Genomic DNA, 20326 nt, shown 5'->3' with positions numbered 1-20326 from the left:
GCCTTGGTCAGTCTTTCTTCGGTTTGAGGATCAACACCGCAAGTGGTGGCAGATTCAGCACCAGCGAATCTTCCATCCCATGCGCCGGCTCGGCTTCAGTCATGACCTCGCCACCATTGCCAAAGTTGGAGCCTGCGTAGGTTTCCGCATCACTGTTCAACAGCTCCGTCCAGGCACCTCGCATCGGCGCGCCGAGACGGTAGTCCAGGCGCGGCACCGGGGTCATGTTGGCGACCACCAGCAGCGGTTCACCCTCGCTGCTCCAGCGCAGGTAGGCAAACACGCTGTTGGCACTGTCATCGCCGACCAGCCACTGGAAGCCGGCAGGGTCTGCATCGCGCTCGTGCAGCGCCTTTTCGTCTCGATAGAGGCGGTTCAGATCGCCGACCAGATTCTTCACGCCCACGTGTTCGGCGTATTGCATCAAGTACCAGTCCAGTTCCCTGTCGTGATTCCACTCGCGCCATTGGCCGAATTCGCAGCCCATGAACAGCAGCTTCTTGCCGGGGTGCGTCCACATGAAAGACAGATACGCGCGCAGGTTGGCGAATTTCTGCCAGCGATCACCCGGCATCTTGTCGATCAGCGAATGTTTGCCGTGCACCACTTCGTCGTGGGAAATAGGCAGTACAAAACGCTCGGACCACGCATACACCAGGCTGAAGCTCAGCTTGCCATGGTGATGCCCGCGGTTGATCGGGTCCTCTTCCATGTACTGCAGCGAGTCATGCATCCAGCCCATGTTCCACTTGTAATTGAAGCCAAGCCCACCCTGCTGGGTCGGCTCGCTGACGCCCGGCCACGCCGTCGACTCTTCGGCAATCACCATGGTCCCGGGGGCTTCCAGCGCAACCACGTCGTTCAAATGACGCAGGAAGTCGATGGCCTCGAGATTTTCGCGGCCGCCGAAGCGATTCGGCACCCATTCGCCCGCATTACGCGAATAGTCGCGGTACAGCATCGACGCCACTGCATCCACGCGCAGACCGTCGATGTGGTAATGCTTGAGCCAGTGCAATGCCGAGGCCAGCATGAAGCCGTGAACCTCAGTGCGCCCCAGGTTGTAGATCAGGGTGTTCCAGTCCTGATGGAAGCCTTCCTTGGGGTCCGCGTACTCATACAGGCAAGTACCGTCGAACTGCGCCAGACCATGGGTATCGGTCGGAAAATGCGCGGGAACCCAGTCGAGAATGACGCCGATCTCAGCCCGGTGGCAGGCATCGACGAAGAAGGCGAAATCTTCCGGCGAACCGTAGCGGGCAGTTGGCGCGAACTGGGCCAGCAACTGATAGCCCCACGAACCACCGAACGGGTGCTCCATGATCGGCATCAGCTCGATGTGCGTGAAGCCAAGCTCCTTGACGTAAGGAATCAGGCGATCAGCCAGTTCACGCCAGTTGTACTGCCGCCATTGATTGTCGTCGACCTGCTCCATCTGCCAGGAGCCTGCGTGCAACTCGTAGATCGACAAGGGTGCAGTCACTTGGTGACGGCCTGCCCTTGATTGCAGCCACTCCTGGTCATTCCACTCGAATTGCAGCGGCGCAGAGATCTTCGAGGAGGTGTCAGGCGGCAACGTGGTGGCCAGGGCCATCGGGTCGCTTTTCAGCGGCAGAATACCGTGAGCACCGAGAATCTCGTACTTGTAGAGCTCACCTGGCTGCAGACGCGGGACGAAAATCTCCCATACGCCGGTCGGGTGGCGCATGCGCATCGGATGGCGACGGCCATCCCAACTATTGAAGCTGCCAACGACAGATACACGACGCGCATTGGGCGCCCAGACCGCAAAACGCACACCGTCCACGCCATCGACGCGGGTGACTTGTGCGCCCAGACAGCTGCTCAGGTCGCGATGATTACCCTCGGCAAACAGGTAAAGGTCCATCTCGCCCAGCAGCGGGCCAAAACTGTAAGGGTCTTCGGTGATCTGTTCACCACCGGCCCAGTTGATTTTCAGCAAGTAAGGCTGCGGGTGCTCAAGGTGGCCGACGAAAAACCCCGGCACTTCGCTCATTTCCATCTCGCCCAGTTCACGACCGTCATCCCTGGCCAGCAAGCGCACACTCAAGGCTGCGGGCAGATAGGCGCGAACGAACTGCCCGCTGCCGCCATCGCCATGCGGGCCGAGGACAGAGAACGGATCACGATGTTCAGCACGGATCAGCGCGTCGAGGTCCACAGCAGCGGAAATCGCGCGGCGGCGCGTGCCGGTTTTGTCAGGCGCATTCATATTGACTCTCCATCAGACGGTTGCAGCAGTCCACGCAAGCCTTGCAAGGGAACGGCCAGCCACGCTGGACGGTTCTCGGCTTCGTAGATCACTTCATAAGCAGCTTTTTCAAGGGTGAACAGCTCGAGTGCAGCGTCCTCCCCTTTCGCATCTTTCCAGGCATGGGCAATGCCGGTGGTCGCCGAGCGATAACCTTCGATGAAGGTTTCTCGCGCCTGCGCCAGGTAGGTATCGGCAACACGTTTGCGCGCGCCGGCAGCCTCGGGAGACGTGTCTACGCTCTGCGCACTGCGTACAGCCATCGCCGCAGCGTAGTCGAAGGAGCGCAGGACACCGCTGACATCCTTGAACGGGCTGTGCTTGGCACGGCGCTCTTCGAGTGCGCGGGCCGGCTCGCCCTCGAAATCGATCAGGTAGGCATCGCCCTTGACCACCAGTACCTGCCCCAGATGCAGATCGCCATGCACACGTATGCGCAGGCCACCGGCCGAGCGCTTGGCCAGGCCTTCGACGCGCTGACGGATCTGCTTGCGCTGCGCGAGCAAGTCTTTGACCAGTTGCTGATCGTCCTGCTCCAGCTCGCCCATGCGCTGCTCCAGCAACTGCAAGGCGCGCTCGAGCTGAGCGTTGACGCTGGCACCCGAGGCCTTGCTGTCCTGGCTGCTGGTGACCTCAACGGCAAAGTCGGCATTGTCGGTGGGCGATGCCAGAATCTGATGCATCTCACCCAGGCGCTGGCCAAGACTGCGCGAGAAGTCCGCGAGTTCGAGCAACGCGTTGTAGTGCTGTTCCTGGCCGGAAACACCATGTGCCAGCTCGTCGCGTACCGCACGCTCGAGATTGTTCTGGGTCCATTCCCACGCATCGCCCTGATTGCTCAGGTAGCCTTGGGCAATCATCAGCAGGTTGGACTGACCGTCCTTGCCGACGCGTACCAGAGAACCCAGTAGCGGTGAAATGTTCTTGAAGCCGGCATGAGTCAGGAATGCGCCCATTTCCAGCTCAGGGTGCGTCCCGGCACTGACTTTGCGAATCAGCTTGAGCACCAGGCTGCTGCCCACCACCACTGAACTGTTCGATTGCTCGGCAGACAGGTAGCGCACTTCCGACTCGGCGTTCAGGCCGAGGGGCGCCAGCTGCGAGCTTTGCTCAAAACGCAACTCGCCGTCGGCACAGGGTATGACGGTATCCGACTGCATGCCCTGAATCACGGCGCGGATGAAGGTTTCCAGAGTGAATGCATCCGTGATCAACCCGACATCGCGGTTGCGACGTACTCGGGCGAGCGCCAGCTGCTGCGGCAATGCACTGCTGATGTCGTCTTCGGCCAGCAAGCCGAACGGCAATTGATAGCGATCGGTCTGCCCGCCTGCGGTGACTTCTATTTCACTGAGCAATACCGGATTCGCTTCGTCGCCGAAGCGCACGGCGTAGGCAATGCTGACCTGCTCGATCGCCTTGTCCTTGCCCGCGAACCAGCGTCGTTTGGGCAGGTAAACCGCCAGCGAGGTGTTTTCCATGGTGCTGCGCAGTGGCTCTTCGAGCAACTCTTCCAGACGCTTCTTGAGCACCAGGGTCGGGAAGTCCGGCATGCTCTGCGCGGGTTCGACGTGCCAACTGGGCATTTGATTCTCCGAAGCCAGTAAAAACCAGTAAAAGCCGTACGGCGGCAGCGTCAGCAGGTAGCTTAACTGGCCGATAGGCGGGAATGCGCTGCCGCCGAGCATTTCCACCGGCACCGTGCCTGCATAGGCAGACAGCTCAAGCTCTGCAGCCTGGGCAGCGCTGGAAACGTTGGCGACACACAGCACAACTTCACTGTGTCCGTCAGGCGCTGTGTATTCGCGGGTATAGGCAAGAATGCGGCGGTTCGACGGCGAGAGCATTTTCAACGTGCCACGCCCGAATGCCTTCTGCTGTTTACGCACGGCGAGCATGCGCCGGTTCCAGTTCAGCAGAGAATGCGGATCACGTTCCTGAATTTCGACGTTGACCGACTGGAATCCGTACATCGGGTCCATGATCGGTGGCAACACCAGACTGGCCGGATCGGCGCGCGAAAAGCCGCCGTTGCCGTCGATGGACCATTGCATGGGCGTGCGCACACCGTCCCGGTCGCCCAGGTAGATGTTATCGCCCATGCCGATCTCGTCGCCGTAATACAGCGTCGGTGTGCCGGGCATCGACAACAACATGCTGTTGAGCAACTCGACCCGACGGCGGTCGCGATCCACCAACGGCGCCAGGCGCCGACGGATGCCCAGGTTGATCCGTGCACGGCGGTCGGCGGCGTAGTAATTCCACAGATAATCACGCTCACGATCGGTGACCATTTCCAGGGTCAGTTCATCGTGGTTGCGCAGGAAAATCGCCCACTGGCAGTTTTCTGGAATCTCCGGCGTCTGCCGCAGGATATCGGTGATCGGAAAACGATCTTCCTGAGCCAGCGCCATGTACATGCGCGGCATCAACGGAAAGTGAAAAGCCATGTGGCATTCATCGCCATCCGGGCCTTTGCTGTCGCCAAAATACAGTTGGGTGTCTTCCGGCCATTGGTTGGCCTCGGCCAGCAGCATGCGGTCAGGATAATTAGCGTCGATCTCGGCACGGATGCGCTTGAGCACCTGATGGGTTTCCGGCAGGTTCTCGTTGTTGGTGCCGTCCCGTTCGATGAGGTACGGAATGGCATCCAGACGCAAGCCGTCAATGCCCAGATCCAGCCAGAAGCGCATGACTTCCAGTACCGCATCCAGCACGTGCGGGTTGTCGAAGTTCAGGTCCGGCTGGTGCGAGTAGAAACGGTGCCAGAAGTACTGGCCGGCAACCGGGTCCCAGGTCCAGTTGGACGTCTCGGTATCGAGAAAAATGATCCGCGTGCCGTCGTACTTCTGATCAGTGTCCGACCACACATAGAAGTCCCGCGCCTTGGAACCGGGCTTGGCATTGCGGGCTTTCTGAAACCATGGATGCTGATCGGACGTGTGGTTGATGACCAGCTCGCTGATCACTCGCAGGCCGCGCTTGTGTGCCTGGGCGATGAAACGCTTGGCGTCGGCCATGGTGCCGTAGTCGCTGTGCACATCGCGGTATTCGGAAATGTCGTAGCCATCGTCCCGGCGCGGCGACGGATAAAACGGCAACAACCAGATGGTGTTGACGCCCAGCGCGGCAATGTAGTCGAGCTTTTCGATCAAGCCCGCGAAATCGCCGATTCCGTCGTTGTTGGAATCAAAGAACGATTTCACGTGAACCTGATAAATCACCGCATCCTTGTACCAGAGCGGGTCTTTGATAAATGTCGCGTCACCGGGCTTTTTGGCCATTATTGACTCCTCGGGAGTGTTATTGCGCGGCCTGGATACGCCAGATTCCAAACGGTTGAGCTGGATCGAGACGCGTGTGCTGATACTTGCCATACCAGGTCCAGCGGTGCCCCGTCATCAGGTCTTCACCCGACGTAGCGGCGTCATCCGGCAGACCCATTTCCCACAGCGGCAACTCGAAATCCGCTTCCTGTGCGTTGTACGGGTCAAGGTTGACGGCAACCAGAATGAAGTTGCTGCCATCCGCAGAGCGCTTGCCGAAATACAGGATGTTGTCATTCCACGCGTTATACAGCTTCAGCCCCAGGTGCGTTTGCAGCGCAGGGTTCTGCCGACGAATGCGGTTGAGTTGAGCGATCTCGGCAATGATGTTGCCCGGCGCCGCGTAGTCGCGAACTCGAATCTCGTACTTCTCCGAGTCCAGATACTCTTCCTTGCCAGGGATTGGTGCCGCTTCGCACAGCTCGAACCCCGAATACATACCCCACAGTCCGGAGCCCATAGTGGCCAGTGCCGCCCGGATCAGAAACCCGGGGCGACCGGACTCATGCAGGAAGCGCGGGTTGATATCGGGCGTGTTGACGAAGAAATTCGGGCGATAGCAATCACGCCACGGGACTTCATTGAGCTGGGTGAAATACTCGGAGAGTTCCGCCTTGGTGTTACGCCAGGTGAAATAGGTGTAGCTCTGGCTGTAACCGACCTTGCCCAGGCGTGCCATCATTGCTGGCTTGGTAAAGGCTTCGGCCAGGAACATCACCTCAGGGTGCTGACTGCGCACTTCGCCGATCATCCACTGCCAGAACGGCAGCGGTTTGGTGTGCGGGTTGTCGACGCGGAAGATTTTCACCCCTTCGTTGACCCAGCCCAGAACGATGTCGCGCAACTCCGTCCACAGGCCGGGGATGGCGTCTGGTGCGTAGAAGTCGACGTTGACGATGTCCTGATACTTTTTCGGCGGGTTTTCCGCATAACGGATTGTGCCGTCCGGACGCCACGAGAACCAGCCCGGATGCTGCTTGAGCCACGGGTGATCCTGGGAACACTGAATGGCGAAATCCAGCGCGATTTCCAGACCATGGTCGGCTGCAGCTTTCACCAGGTTACGGAAATCTTCACGGCTGCCCAACTGTGGGTGAATGGCCTCATGGCCGCCATCCCCGCTGCCGATTGCATACGGGCTGCCCGGATCATCAGGTCCGGCGGTCAGGGAGTTGTTCGGCCCCTTGCGGTGGGCACGGCCAATAGGATGAATCGGCGGGAAATACAGCACGTCGAAGCCCATGTCGCGAATGATCGGCAGACGCGAATGGACGTCGTTGAACGTCCCGTGGCGCGCCGGATCGTCGGTCATCGAACGGGGAAACAGCTCGTACCAGCTGGCAAACTGTGCCAACTCCCGCTCGACATCAAGCGGGAACTCGACACTGCGGCTCAGGAAGGCCTGATTATCGGCCAGCTTCATCAGGCTGGCGGTTTCGCTGTGCAACAGTAGCGCTACTTTCTCGTCTTTGTCGCCCTGTTCAAGTTGGCTCAGCAGACTTTCGATCTGCTGGCGCTGTTCGTTCTGGCTGCGCTCGGCGGCGTGGACCAGATGAATGCGGCCCTCTTCCAGCTCCAGATCGACAGGAACGCCAGCGCCGAACTTCTTCTCCAGTTCATAGCGGTAGCTGCCGAACTGATCGATCCAGGCTTCGAGGCGAAACACATGGCGGCTTACGGAGGTCGGGGTGAATTCACCAACCCAGCTGTCATTGCCCAGCTCGCGCGTTGGCGCGCTGTGCCAGTGTTCTTCATCGGCAGCACGCCAGCGGATATTCACCGCCATTTTGTCGTGCCCATCGGCATAGACCTTGCTGGTCACGGTAACCGGTTGCCCGATGATCGCCTTGGCCGCAAACAGGCCACCGTCGATCACCGGCAACGTGTCTTCGATCACGATGCGGGGTAATTGCAGCGCCTGGGTCAGTGACAGCGGAAGGGTTGCTTGCGGGACATCGGTGGCCAGGGAATCCGGACCGTATGGCTGTTCATTCATCGAGCATCACTCCTCACGCCCCAGGGACGCTCCTGTGCATTCCATGCAATGGAAAAATTGACGGTATGGCAGCGTACGATCGCACTGTGCTGGCGACTCGTCTATTTCCGCTGCCTAGGTTCCGAGCGGTCAACGAGGGTAAAGTTCAAAGGTTTTGAGGATGTTTGGTGGTCGTGCGCAGAGATGAAGCAGCCATCGAGCGGATCAACGAGGCGACTGTAGCGGGAAGCAAATCAATTGAATCATCGGCCCTGCCGGGCGGTCGTAAACAGGGTCGACAAGGAGGCTGCAACCATGACCCTACCCAATCCGGTAGAAGTACCCGATCCAAACATCGATGACCCCGCCCTGCCCGAGCCAATCCCCGAACAGGAGCCGCCGCCATCCACGCCACCACCCAATGAAACGCCAGTCGGCGACCCGCCTGCCAATGCGCCACCGGTTACGGTGTGACGAGTCAGTAAACGGGATCTGAAGGCGTCTGTCCGAGCATGGACGCCTTCAGCGCCCTCCCGCTACATCGATGAACGTTCCCGTCGTATACGACGCATTGTCCGACAGCAACCAGAGAATGGCCTCGGCCACTTCCTCCGCGGTACCGCCACGGCCCATGGGCAATGCACCCTCAAGCTTGCTGACGCGGAACGGATCGCCGCTCAGGGCGTGAAAGTCGGTGAAGATGAAACCCGGACGTACTGCGTTGACGCGCACGTTTTCCGCCGCGACCTCTTTGGAGAGTCCGATAGTGAAGGTGTCCAGTGCCCCTTTGGATGCCGCATAGTCGACATACTCGCCTGCCGAGCCGAGGCGCGCCGCGAGCGAGGATACGTTGACGATGCTGCCGCCGTGCCCCCCGTGAGCCGGCAACATGCGCAACAAGGCGTGTTTGCTGCACAGCATCGGGCCGACGACGTTGTTCATCATCATCTTCAACATGCGAAATTCCGACATGTCCTCGACTCTGGAAGCCTGCGCCAGGGTGCCCGCATTGTTGACCAGATGAGTGACTCGACCGAGTTCGGCGTCGACCCGGGCAAACAGCCGCATGATCTCATCTTCGTTGCTGACGTCGGCTTGCACGGTGATCGCTCTGGCGCCCATCGCCCTTACCTGGACTGCGGTCTTTTCGGCGGCGGCATGATCCGACAGGTAATTGATGCAGATCCGATAACCCTGTGAGGCGGCCAGACGCGCCGTGGCAGCGCCGATCCCGCGCGAACCACCGGTGATAATGAGGACTTTTTCCATGGAGTGTCTCGTGTTTTTTTAAAGGCCGACATCAGGATCCAGCCAACCCTCGCAGGTTAACCAGCCGGTTCAGATCGTGCCAGCCTTTACCGTCCAGCGCCATCTGTGCGTTTCAGAAATCGGATTGCCCGGTATCGGACTCATCCACCGCAGCTTTTGCCTCGGCAGCATGGATTTCTTCGAGAAACTGCTGGGCCGGCAACGGATAACCCAGCAGGAAGCCCTGCAGCGAGTGGCACCCCAAATGAGTCAGGAAACGCTGCTGAACGGCGGTTTCGACGCCCTCGGCGACTATCCGCAGATTCAGCGCCTGCCCTACCGCCACGATGGCCGAAACAATGGCAGCGTCGTCGGTGTCATGCTCCAGATCGCGGACGAAGCCTCGATCAATCTTGATTTCATTGGCAGGCAATCGCTTCAGGTACATCAGGCTGGAGTAACCGGTGCCAAAATCATCGATCGACAGGTCCACACCCATTTCCGAAAGCCTTCTCAACACCGCCAGGCTGGCATCCGCATCATGCATGGCAGTGGTTTCGGTGATTTCCAGGGTCAGGCAGTTGGCCGGTAACTGATGCCGCGCCAGTGTGTCCGCCACTGCCGTGACCAGCCCGGAATGACAGAACTGCAAGGCTGACAGGTTGACTGCAATGCGCCAGTGCGAGTAACCCTGCGCGTACCACTCACGCATTTGCCGACAGGCTTCATCCAGGACCCACTCGCCGATCTGAATGATCAGACCGGTTTTCTCTGCCATGGCGATGAACAGGTCGGGAGCGAGGATCCCCTGTTCCGGATGGTTCCAGCGCAACAACGCCTCTGCCCCTACGGGCAGTCCGGTCATGGCATCGAACTTGGGCTGGTAATAGATACAGAACTGTCGATGCTTGATCGCCTTGTGCAAATCCTGCGACATTTGCAGCTGATTGCGGGCGTTACTGTTCATCGACGCATCGAAAAAGCTGTAGCCGTTCTTGCCGGCAGCCTTGGTGTGGTACATAGCGGCGTCGGCATTGATCAGAAGCTCATGCTGGGTGCTGCCATTGCCCGGGTAGATGCAGATGCCGATGCTCAGTGAAATCTGCAACTGATGTTCACCAATGGTGAACGGGTTGCCGACTTCGTTGACCTGTCGTCTGGCAACGGCCAATGCATCCTCAGGGTGTTGAAGCTCCACCAGCAGGACGAACTCATCGCCGCCGACTCTTGCCAGCGTGTCACGCCGCTGCAGGCTGTTGCGAAGACGCAAGGCGACCTGCCGCAACAGCAGGTCGCCGGTGTGGTGGCCGAATGCATCGTTGACCGGTTTGAAGCCATCGAGGTCCATGAACATCAATGCAAAGCACCCACCCGTCTCATTGGCCCTCTTCATTGCCCGATCAATGCGCTCCGTCAACAACGCACGGTTTGGCAAACCGGTCAGGTTGTCATGCAGGGCCAAGTGGGTCAGTTCCAGATTGGCTTCAGTCAGGGAATCGGCCAGAACCGCGGTACGTGTTTCCAGGTGAGAATCGAGAATGCAGCTGAACAGCGCAATCCCCAGAATCGACAGGCTGGCGACCAGCACGAATCTGTCCAGCCCGTTGCTGCTCAGCCCCTGCGGCAGCGCCCCGCAAAAGCTGCCATCAGCAAAATTCGCAGCGGCCATACCGGTGTAATGCATGCCAATGACAGCCAGCCCGAGCAACAGCGCCGCCGAGGCGCGTAGCAGGTAGACCCTAGGGCGTCGCTGGCGAAGATGGAAGGATATTCGCAGTGCTGCCGCGGACGCAGCGACAGCGATCACCAACGAAAGTACCAACAGCCACGGCGTGTATTGAATCCCCGGCTGCATGCGCATGGCCGCCATGCCGGTGTAGTGCATGGCGCTGATGCCAAGCCCCAGCAACAACGACCCCAGGCTCAGTTGCAGTGCGGGCAATCGCGGCTGGGTGGCGAGCCACAGGGCGAACCCTGAAAAGCCGATGGCGATCAACAGCGAAAGCAGCACCAGTGGCACGTCATAGCCAAGGTTGATGGGCAATACGAACGCCAGCATACCGATGAAATGCGTTGACCAGGTACCGACGCCCATCGCGATCGCGCCTCCCGCGATCCATACGTGAACGGCACGGCCCCTTGCCGAGACGATGCGGCCAACCAGATCGAGGGCCGTGTACGCAGCAAGAATAGCGACGAGAATCGAGATTACGACGAGTGAAGGGATGTAACTGCCAATCAACATAAACGCACCTGGAAACCAATGAGCGCGTCCATGCCGATCTTGTGCGGGAGATTGTACGCATTCGCGGCAGAATGTCGCGGCACTTGGTCGCAAAGATGGCGAATAGCTATTATTTTTCCGGTTACTGCGAACAGTTCACTGAAAAAGTGTGTTTGAACCCGAAATATTTACTCCCGGAGCGTCAGGCCTGTCTCGGCATTCCAGCCCCCGCCCAGTGCGGCGATCAATTGAACGCTGGCAATCAAACGGCTTTGCAGCACGCTGAGCACACTGCGCTCGTTGCTCAATGCGGTGGCCTGGACATTGACGACGTCCAGATAACCGATCAACCCGGCCTTGTATTGATTGTTGGTCAGGCGCAGCGAGTCACGAGCCGAGACCAGCGCTTCCTGGCGTACCGCCGCTTCCTGCTCGTATACCTTGAGCTGAACCAGATAGTTTTCGACCTCCTGGAAGCCGTTCAGCACGGTCTGCCGGTACTGGGCGACAGTCTGGTCATACACCGCTTCGGTGCGATCGACCTCGGCCGAACGTTTTCCGCCGTCGAACAGGGTCAGCGCCAACTGCGGGCCCACCGACCAGAAGCGGTTGGGCAGGCTGATCCAGTTGGCAAAGGTACTGCTGCTGTAACCGCCGCTCATGCTCAGCGTGAAGTCCGGATAATAAGCCGCCTTGGCCACGCCGATGTTGGCATTGGCGCCCATTACCGAGCGCTCGGCTGCGGCGATGTCAGGGCGGCGCTCGAGTAACTGCGAAGGCAGGCCTGGCGGGATTTGCGGCAACTGCGGAATCGAAGTGGTGACGGGCAGATTGAAGTCTGCCGGCGCCATGCCCATCAGTACGGCGATGGCATTCTCGTATTGCGCCCGTTGCCAGGCCAGGTCAATCAGATCGGCCTGGGTACTTTTCAATTGCGTCTGTGCCTGCGCAACAGCATCACTTCCGGAAATACCGGCGCGGTACTGGTTCTGCGTCAGGGTCAGGGAGCGCTGGTAGGCATCCACTGTGGACTCCAGCAGGCGTTTCTGTTCATCGATCACGCGCAATTGCAGGTAATTCTGCACCAGTTCCGATTGCAGGCTCAGGCGCATCGCCGCCAGGTCGGCAAGACTCGCCTGCGCATTGGCGGTGTCGGCTTCCAGCCCACGACGCAGCTTGCCCCAGACGTCGGCCTCCCAACTGACGCCCAACTGCGCGTTGTAACTGTTGCGAATCCCCGAAGCACTGGTGCCGGTGTTCGAGGTGCCAGTGCCCTGCCCCGAGCGCGTCTTGCCGGTCGTCAGGTCGAGGGTCGGCAGGAAGGCAGCCCTGGAGCTGCGCACCAGTGTCTGTGCCTGTCGATACTGCGCGTCGTACTGGGCGACTGTCTGGTTGGAGGTGTTGAGGCGCTCGACCAGAGCGTTCAACTGCGGGTCCTTGTACACCTCCCACCATGCACCTTTGGCCATCCCGTCACTTGGCGTGGCCGCACGCCAGCCCTGCGCAGCCTTGAACTGCGCGGGCGCGGCCATCGACGGCTTCTGGTAATCCGGACCCACAGCGCAGGCGCTGAGCAGCACGACGCAAAGCCCCAGCGCGAATGGACAAATCAGCCCTGTCGGGCGGGAGGTAAATGCCAGGCGTTCGGTCATAGCGGAGTTTCCAGAGCAGCATCGGTGCGCACGCCACGCCATTTGTTGTAACGATGGCGCAGACGGTCGAGATAAAGGTAAACCACCGGGGTGGTATAGAGGGTCAGGACCTGGCTGAAGATCAGGCCACCAATGATGGTCAAACCCAGCGGCTTGCGCATTTCGGCACCTTCGGCGGTACTCAGCAGCAGCGGCAAGGCACCCAGGATGGCGGCCATCGTGGTCATCAGAATGGGCCGCAGGCGCTGCAGGCAGGCGCTGCGAATCGACTCTTGCGGCGTCATTCCCTGTTCGCGCTCCAGATGCAGGGCAAGGTCGATCATCATGATCGCGTTTTTCTTCACCACGCCAATCAGCAGGAACAGCCCCAACAGGGAAATCAGGCTGAATTCGCTGCCCAGCACATAGATCGTCAGCAATGCGCCAACGCCTGCGGACGGGAGCGTCGAGAGGATCGTCAGCGGATGAATGTAGCTCTCATAGAGGATACCCAGCACCAGGTACACCGCCAGCAACGCACCGAGGATCATCCACGGCTGACTCTTCTGCGTGGAAGCGAAGGCGTTGGCGGTCCCGGCCATCTTGGAAATGATGTCGGACGGCAGCCCGATGGCGGCAATCGCCCGTTCTATCGCCACGGTGGCCTTGTCGAGGCTGGCCCCTTCGGCCAGATCGAAGGAGATGTTCTCGGCCGCGAACTGACCGTCATGCGATACCCGGTCATTGGCCAGGCTGCGCTCGTAATGGGCGATGCTCGATAGCGGTACACGCTGCCCGTCTGCGGTAATGACCTGAACCTGCTCCAGCGTCACCGGGTCCTGGGCGTATTTTGGATTGACCTCCATCACCACCTTGTACTGGTTGAGGCTGTCATAGATGGTCGATACCTGGCGCTGGCTGTAAGCGTTGTTGAGCACCGCCGTGACCATGTTCATATCGATACCCAGTCGCTTGGCCGTGTCACGGTTGACCACCAGGGTCACCTGTTGTGCCCCGCGCCCTTCCCGTGCGTCGATGGCGGTCAGCTCGGGCACCGACTTGAGCGCTGCGACAATCTTGGGGTACCACAGACGCAGACTGCCCAGATCAGCGCTCTGCACGATGTATTGATACTGTGAACTGGTCTGCTCGCGACCGCCGCCCAGTTGCAGGTCCTGATCCGGGGCCAGGAACAACCTGCCGCCCGGCACATGCGGCATGTTCTTGCGCAGGCGCTCGACCACTTTCTCGGCAGACAGCTTGCGCTCGGCAATCGGCTTGAGGCGCACGATCATGAAGGCGTTATTGGTGCCACCGCTGCCACCGATAAAACCGGCAACGCTTTCCACCGCAGGGTCAGCGAGAATCGACAGGCGGAAGGTCTCCATTTTCGGCTGCATGACCGAAAACGAAAGACCGTCGTCACCGCGAACAAAACCCATCAGTTGCCCGGTGTCCTGCTGCGGCAGAAAGGTCTTGGGCACCACCACATACAGCGCGATATTGACCACCACCGTAACCAGCAGGCTGAGCAGCGTCAGCCGTCGATGCCGCATCACCCAGCCCAGCGAGCGGTCGTAGCCTGCCACCATTCGATCGTTGACCCGCTCGCTCCAGCGCTGAAAGGCGTTTTCCCCATGGGCTTCGCGTGGCTTCAACCAGCGCGCGCACAACATCGGCGTCAGGGTCAGGGACACAATCAGCGAGACGATGATCGCTACGGACAAGGTGATGGAAAACTCGCGAAACAGACTTTCGACCAGACCGCCCATGAACAGGATGGAAATGAACACCGCGACCAGCGAGACGTTCATCGACAGCAAGGTGAACCCCACCTCCTTGGCGCCCAGAAAAGCCGCTTTCATGGGGTCGAGGCCGTTGTGAATATGCCGGGATATGTTTTCCAGCACAACGATGGCATCGTCCACCACCAGACCGGTGGCGAGGATCAACGCCATCAGTGACAGGTTGTTCAGGGAGAAGCCGAACAGGTGCATGATCGCAAAGGTGCCGACCAGCGATACCGGAACCGCCAGGGTGGGGATCAGCGAGGCGCGAAAACTGCCGAGGAACAGGAACACCACCATCACCACCAGCACCACGGCAATCAGCAGGGTCATTTCGGCTTCGTGCAGCGTCGCCTTGATCACCGGCGAGCGGTCCATCGCGATATTGAGACTGACACTGGCCGGCAGCACCGCTCGCAGCGCCGGCAACTGCGCCTTGATCTGCGCCACGGTTTCAATGATGTTGGCGCCCGCCTGGCGGTTGACGACCAGCAGCACGGCACGGTCATTGTTGTAGAACCCGCTGTTGTAACGGTCTTCCACGGCATCGCTGACTTTCGCCACGTCCTTCAGGCGCAAGGTCGCTCCGTCCTTGTAGCGAATGATCAGCGGCGCATAATCCTCGGCGGTTTCCAGCTGGTCGTTGGCCTGCACCTGCCAGTTATGCTGGTCGTCCTCCACAAAGCCCTTCGGCCGTCGTACGTTGGTGCCAGTGATGGCAGTGCGTACGTCGTCCAGCGATACACCGTACTGGGAGAGCATCTGCGGCTCCAGCTCGATACGCACAGCAGGCAGCGAGCTGCCGCCGATCTGCACTTCGCCGACCCCGGAAACCTGTGACAGGCTCTGTGACAGGATGGTGGACGCCAGATCGTAAAGCTGGCCCTTTTCCAGCACCGTCGACGTCATCGACAAGACCATGATCGGCGCCTGGGACGGGTTGACCTTCTTGTAGGTCGGCATACTGCGCATACCGCTGGGCAGCAGATTGCGTGAGGCATTGATCGCCGCCTGCACTTCCCGCGCGGCGCCGTTGATGTCGCGATTCAGATCGAACTGCAGAATGATCCGCGTGGTGCCCTGGCTTGAATTGCTGGTCATGGTGTTGACACCGGCAATACTGCCCAGCGATCGCTCCAGCGGCGTTGCCACCGTGGACGCCATCACTTCCGGACTGGCACCGGCGAGGCTGGCCGAGACCACAATCACCGGGAAATCCATGTTCGGCAACGGTGCCACCGGCAACAAGCGAAAGCTCACCGCGCCCAGCAGCATGATCGCCAGGCTTAGCAGAACGGTCGCAACGGGGCGACTGATGAACGGCGCTGAGAGGTTCATGCGTCAGCCCGTTCCAGTCGGTCCGGGTCAGCCGGTTTGCGACTCCAGCGACGGCCAAGGCGGTCGAAATACAGGTAGATGACCGGCGTTGTGAACAGTGTCAGCACCTGACTGAGCAACAGTCCGCCAACCATCACCAGCCCCAGTGGTTGCCGCAATTCGGCGCCGGAGCCACTGGCGAGCATTAGCGGGATGGCGCCGAACAATGCGGCCAGGGTGGTCATGAGAATCGGCCGGAAGCGCAACAGTGCCGCGTCGTAGATCGCCTGCTCGGGCGCAACACCGCGGTTGCGCTCCGCGTCGAGCGCGAAGTCGATCATCATGATCGCGTTCTTCTTGACGATGCCGATCAATAGAATGATGCCGATGATCGCGATCATCCCCAGATCGTTGCCGCTGATCAGCAGAGCCAACAAGGCCCCCACTGCTGCCGACGGCAGGGTCGAGAGGATGGTGATCGGGTGAATGTAGCTCTCGTAGAGCACGCCCAGCACGATGTACATGGTGACCACCGCCGCCAGAATCAGCAGCAACGTGCTGGACAACGAAGCCTGAAACGCTTCGGCAGCGCCCTGGAACTGAGTCTGCACGCCGATCGGCATGCCGATCTCCTGCTCGACCTCCTCGATCACCTTCACCGCCTTGCCCAAGGCAATATCGGGCGCCAGGTTGAACGACATCATCACCGCCGGAAACTGCCCGAGGTGGGCGATGGCCAACTGTGCCTGGCGCTGCTCGACACTTGCCAGGCTGGATAGCTTCACCTGCGCGCCATCGGTGGTCTTGACGTGGATCTGCTCGAGCGCCGCCGGGCCGAGTTCACTGCCCGACGCAGCCTGCAGCACCACGCGGTACTGGCTGGCCTGCGTGTAGATGGTGGATATCTGGCGCTGACCGAATGCGTCGTACAGCGCATCGGTAATGTTCGCCACCGTGACCCCGACCCGGCTGGCCGCATCACGATCGATGTTCAGGTACACCTGCAAACCTTTATCCTGCAGGTCGCTGGCCACATCCGTCAGCTCGGGCCGCTTGCCGAGCGCGTCTACCAGTTTTTCGCTCCACAGCGTCAGCAGCTCGGCGTCGGGCGACGACATGCTGAATTGATACTGGGTGCGACTGACGCGGTCTTCAATGGTCAGGTCCTGCACCGGCTGCATGAACAGGCGGATATCCGACAGCTTGTCGACCTCGGGTTGCAGGCGCTGGATCACCTCGGACGCGGTCAGGTCGCGCGCTCCGTGAGGCTTGAGGTTGATCAACAGGCGCCCACTGTTGAGCGTGGCGTTGTCACCGTCGACACCGATGTAGGACGACAGACTGACCACTGCCGGGTCCTTGAGAATGATGTCGGCAAGTGCCTGCTGACGCTGGCTCATCGCTGCGAACGACACCGACTGCGGCGCTTCCGAAATACCCTGAATCACTCCGGTGTCCTGCACCGGAAAAAAGCCTTTGGGTACGACGATGTAAAGCAACACAGTCAAGGCCAGGGTGGCCACGGCAACCAGCAGGGTCAGTGGCTGATGCTTGAGCACCCAGCGCAGTCTGCCCGCGTAGATGTCGATCAGCCAGTCGATCCAGGCACCGCTGGCCCGGTAAAAACGGCTCTGCTCTTCTTCCCTGGGCTCGCGCTTGAGCAAGCGCGCGCACATCATGGGCGTCAGGGTCAGCGAGACCACCAGCGATATCAATATCGCGACCGCCAGGGTAATCGCGAACTCGCGGAACAGCCGCCCGACCACGTCGGCCATGAACAACAGCGGGATCAATACCGCAATCAGCGACAGGGTCAGGGAAATCAGGGTGAAACCGATCTGCTTCGCGCCCTTGAGTGCGGCCTGCAAGGGCGTCTCGCCCTCTTCGATGTGTCGGGAGATGTTTTCCAGCATGACGATGGCGTCATCGACGACGAAACCGGTCGCAATGGTCATGGCCATCAGCGTCAGGTTGTTGACCGAAAAACCGGCCAGGTACATCACGCCGAACGTGCCTACCAGCGACAGTGGGACGGCGATAGACGGAATGATCGTCGCGCTGAAACGACGCAGGAACAGGAAGGTGACCAGCACCACCAGGACGATCGCGATCAGCAGTTCGTGCTGAACATCGGTCACCGACGCACGGATGGTCTGCGTACGGTCCGTCAGGACCACGACGTCGAGCCCTGCCGGAAGGTTTTCGGTGATCGACGGCAGCAACGCCTTGATCCGGTCGACCACCTCAATGACGTTGGCGCCCGGCTGACGCTGAATGTTGAGCAGCACCGCCTGGCTCCGGTTGGCCCAGGCCGCGAGCCGCTCGTTTTCGGCACCATTGACGATTTCGGCCACATCCTTCAGGCGCAAGGGTGCGCCATCCTTGTAAGCCAGAATCAGGTTGGCGTACTCCTCCGGAGACTTCAGCTGATCGTTGGCATCCAGCATCGACACCCGGGTCGGCCCGTCGAAATTGCCCTTCGGCTGGTTGACGTTGGAGGCGCTGATCAGGGTACGTACATCGGACAGGTTGAGACTGTTGGCGGCCAGCGCCTCCGGGTTGACCTTGATCCGTACCGCCTGCCGCTGCCCGCCGGCAATGCTGACCATGCCCACACCGCTGATCTGCGAGATCTTCTGCGCCATGCGCGTATCGACCAGATCATTGAGCTTGGGTAACAACATGGTTTTCGAGGTGATCGCCAGGGTCAGAACCGGTGTGTCGGCCGGGTTGACCTTGTTGTAGACCGGAGGCGCCGGCAGATCGGTCGGCAGCAGGTTGGTGGCCGCATTGATCGCCGCCTGCACCTGCTGCTCGGCGACATCCATATTGATTTCGAGACTGAAGCGCAACGTAATGACCGACGCACCGCCCGAGCTGGTCGAGGCCATCTGGGTCAGGCCGGGCATCTGTCCGAATTGACGTTCCAGAGGCGCAGTCACGGAGCTGGTCATCACCTGCGGGCTGGCGCCCGGGTACAGGGTCATCACCCGGATGGTCGGATAGTCGACCTGGGGCAACGCCGAAACAGGCAGCAAGGTATAGGCGATCAGACCCGCCAGGACGATTGCCAACATACTCAGCGTGGTGGCAACCGGACGCAGGATGAACAGGCGTGACATGTTCATACGCTTGGTTTTTCCACCTTGCCGAGCGCCGCCGACTTGTCGGTCTTGCTGTCAGGCTTGCCTTGCAGCTTCTGAGCCGGGCCGGCCGGCACTTCCTTGCTGTCGTTGACGACCTCGACTTCGGCACCGTCGCGCAGGCGGTCGGTGCCTTCGAGCACCACCCGCTCGCCGGCTGCCAGGCCTTCGGTAATCACCGTGGATGTCTCGTCGCTCGGGCCGGTCTTCAGCAGCTTGAGTTTGATCTTCTTGTCACCGTCCAGCACATAGACAAAGGTCCCGTCGGTGCCGAACTGCACCGCCGCAGTCGGTACGAGCGTGACTTTTTTCAGCGTGTCGGCGCGCAGCCGTACATTGACGAACTGATTGGGGAACAGGACCTCGTCACTGTTATCGAAACGTGCCTTGAACTTCAGTGTGCCGGTGGCCACGTCGATCTGGTTGTCGAGGCTGGCCAGTACGCCGCTGGCCTGCATCTTCGTATCGCCACGGTCCCAGGCTTCAACGGGCAGCTTGTCGCCGGTGCGGTAGCGGGAAATGACTTTCGACAGGTCCTTTTCAGGCAGCGTAAACGCCACGGAAATAGGCTGGGTCTGGGTAATCACCACCAGTGCAGTGGTGTCGTTGGCGGCAACCAGATTGCCCACGTCCAGCTGTTTGAGGCCGACACGCCCGGCAATCGGGGCACGGATGCGAGTGAAGTCCAGGCTCAGTTTTGCGTCAGCCACAGCAGCCTGATTGGTCTTGATCGTGCCCTTGTATTGATTGACCAGCGACTCGGCAGTGTCGAGGGTCTGCTTGGCGATGCTGTCCTCGGCATACAAGCCTCGGTAACGCTGCACATCGAGCTGAGCATTCTTGAGCAGCGCCTGGTTAGTGGCCAGGGTACCTTCGGCCTGCTGCAACGCCACCTGATAGCTGCGCGGATCGATTTCAGCCAGCAGATCACCGGCCTTGACCATCTGCCCTTCCTGGAAATAAAGCTTGACCAGCTCCCCCGCCACGCGGCTGCGCACATTGATGGTGTTCATTGCCGTCACGGTGCCAAGCGCCTTGTAGTAGATCGGAAAATCACCTTCGGTAGCCGGGGCCACACGCACCGGGACCGCGACAGCCGATCCGCCGAAGCCGGGTCGTGCCATGCCGCTTGCAGCCGGCTTCTTGTTGCTCTCGGCCCCCTTGCCGGCAGTGGACGCAGGCCAGAACCACCAGCACAAGGCAACAATGACCAACAGGACCAACAAACTGATCAACCAGCGACGGGATTTACGGGAGCCAGACAATTGCATGAATAAATCAACCATTACAGGTGGGGGTTTGTTCAGAAGGCTGAACAATAAGCACAGTTACGTTACAAGCAAAGCGGCTTTACCAAGCGCTTACTTTGGATAAACGTATGACGCACAAACAAAAAAAACGGC

10 protein-coding genes are annotated in these 20326 nt (G+C 60.0%); 1 reads left to right on the top strand and 9 read right to left on the bottom strand.

What is annotated here, in order from left to right:
• Nucleotides 1–7 precede the first annotated feature (7 nt).
• From glgB to AO388_RS22105, 3 genes are read right to left on the bottom strand one after another with little or no spacing between them, the layout of a single operon-like run.
• Complete coding sequence (gene glgB, locus AO388_RS22115; protein WP_058417130.1) at nucleotides 8–2233, bottom strand: 1,4-alpha-glucan branching protein GlgB; 2226 nt, start codon at nucleotides 2231–2233, stop codon at nucleotides 8–10.
• Nucleotides 2230–5556: a maltose alpha-D-glucosyltransferase gene (gene treS / locus AO388_RS22110; RefSeq protein WP_058417129.1), complete on the bottom strand. Its 3327-nt coding sequence runs from the start codon at nucleotides 5554–5556 to the stop codon at nucleotides 2230–2232. The genes glgB and treS overlap by 4 nt, the downstream gene beginning before the upstream one ends.
• Before the next feature lie 19 nt (nucleotides 5557–5575).
• Nucleotides 5576–7594: an alpha-1,4-glucan--maltose-1-phosphate maltosyltransferase gene (locus AO388_RS22105; RefSeq protein ID WP_058417128.1), complete on the bottom strand. Its 2019-nt coding sequence runs from the start codon at nucleotides 7592–7594 to the stop codon at nucleotides 5576–5578.
• Between the two features lie 294 nt (nucleotides 7595–7888).
• On the opposite strand from AO388_RS22105, the gene AO388_RS29410 reads away from it, so the two are divergent.
• Nucleotides 7889–8047, top strand: coding sequence for a hypothetical protein (locus tag AO388_RS29410; RefSeq protein WP_072366551.1), 159 nt, complete (start codon nucleotides 7889–7891; stop codon nucleotides 8045–8047).
• Between the two features lie 48 nt (nucleotides 8048–8095).
• On the opposite strand, the gene AO388_RS22100 is transcribed toward AO388_RS29410, so the two are convergent.
• The 6 genes from AO388_RS22100 to AO388_RS22075 form a co-directional block, all read right to left on the bottom strand.
• The gene (locus tag AO388_RS22100) at nucleotides 8096–8842 is read right to left on the bottom strand and encodes an SDR family oxidoreductase (protein WP_058417127.1); all 747 of its coding nucleotides are present in this window, start codon (nucleotides 8840–8842) and stop codon (nucleotides 8096–8098) included.
• A 112-nt stretch (nucleotides 8843–8954) separates the two neighbouring features.
• Nucleotides 8955–11066, bottom strand: a complete 2112-nt coding sequence (locus AO388_RS22095; protein ID WP_058417126.1) for a putative bifunctional diguanylate cyclase/phosphodiesterase — start codon at nucleotides 11064–11066, stop codon at nucleotides 8955–8957.
• A gap of 167 nt (nucleotides 11067–11233) precedes the next feature.
• Nucleotides 11234–12697, bottom strand: coding sequence for an efflux transporter outer membrane subunit (locus tag AO388_RS22090; RefSeq protein WP_058417125.1), 1464 nt, complete (start codon nucleotides 12695–12697; stop codon nucleotides 11234–11236).
• A complete protein-coding gene (locus AO388_RS22085) occupies nucleotides 12694–15801 on the bottom strand; it encodes an efflux RND transporter permease subunit (protein WP_003369446.1) in 3108 nt (1035 codons plus the stop codon). The genes AO388_RS22090 and AO388_RS22085 overlap by 4 nt, the downstream gene beginning before the upstream one ends.
• A complete protein-coding gene (locus tag AO388_RS22080; RefSeq protein WP_058417124.1) occupies nucleotides 15798–18908 on the bottom strand; it encodes an MdtB/MuxB family multidrug efflux RND transporter permease subunit in 3111 nt (1036 codons plus the stop codon). The genes AO388_RS22085 and AO388_RS22080 overlap by 4 nt, the downstream gene beginning before the upstream one ends.
• The gene (locus tag AO388_RS22075; protein WP_058417123.1) at nucleotides 18905–20209 is read right to left on the bottom strand and encodes an MdtA/MuxA family multidrug efflux RND transporter periplasmic adaptor subunit; all 1305 of its coding nucleotides are present in this window, start codon (nucleotides 20207–20209) and stop codon (nucleotides 18905–18907) included. The genes AO388_RS22080 and AO388_RS22075 overlap by 4 nt, the downstream gene beginning before the upstream one ends.
• Between the last annotated feature and the right edge of the window lie 117 nt (nucleotides 20210–20326).

Origin of the sequence: Pseudomonas sp. ICMP 10191 (assembly GCF_001467335.1) — a bacterium.
GTDB lineage: Bacteria > Pseudomonadota > Gammaproteobacteria > Pseudomonadales > Pseudomonadaceae > Aquipseudomonas > Aquipseudomonas cerasi.
The sequence above is the reverse complement of the archived record's forward strand: the minus strand, read 5'-3'. Positions and strand labels throughout refer to the sequence as shown.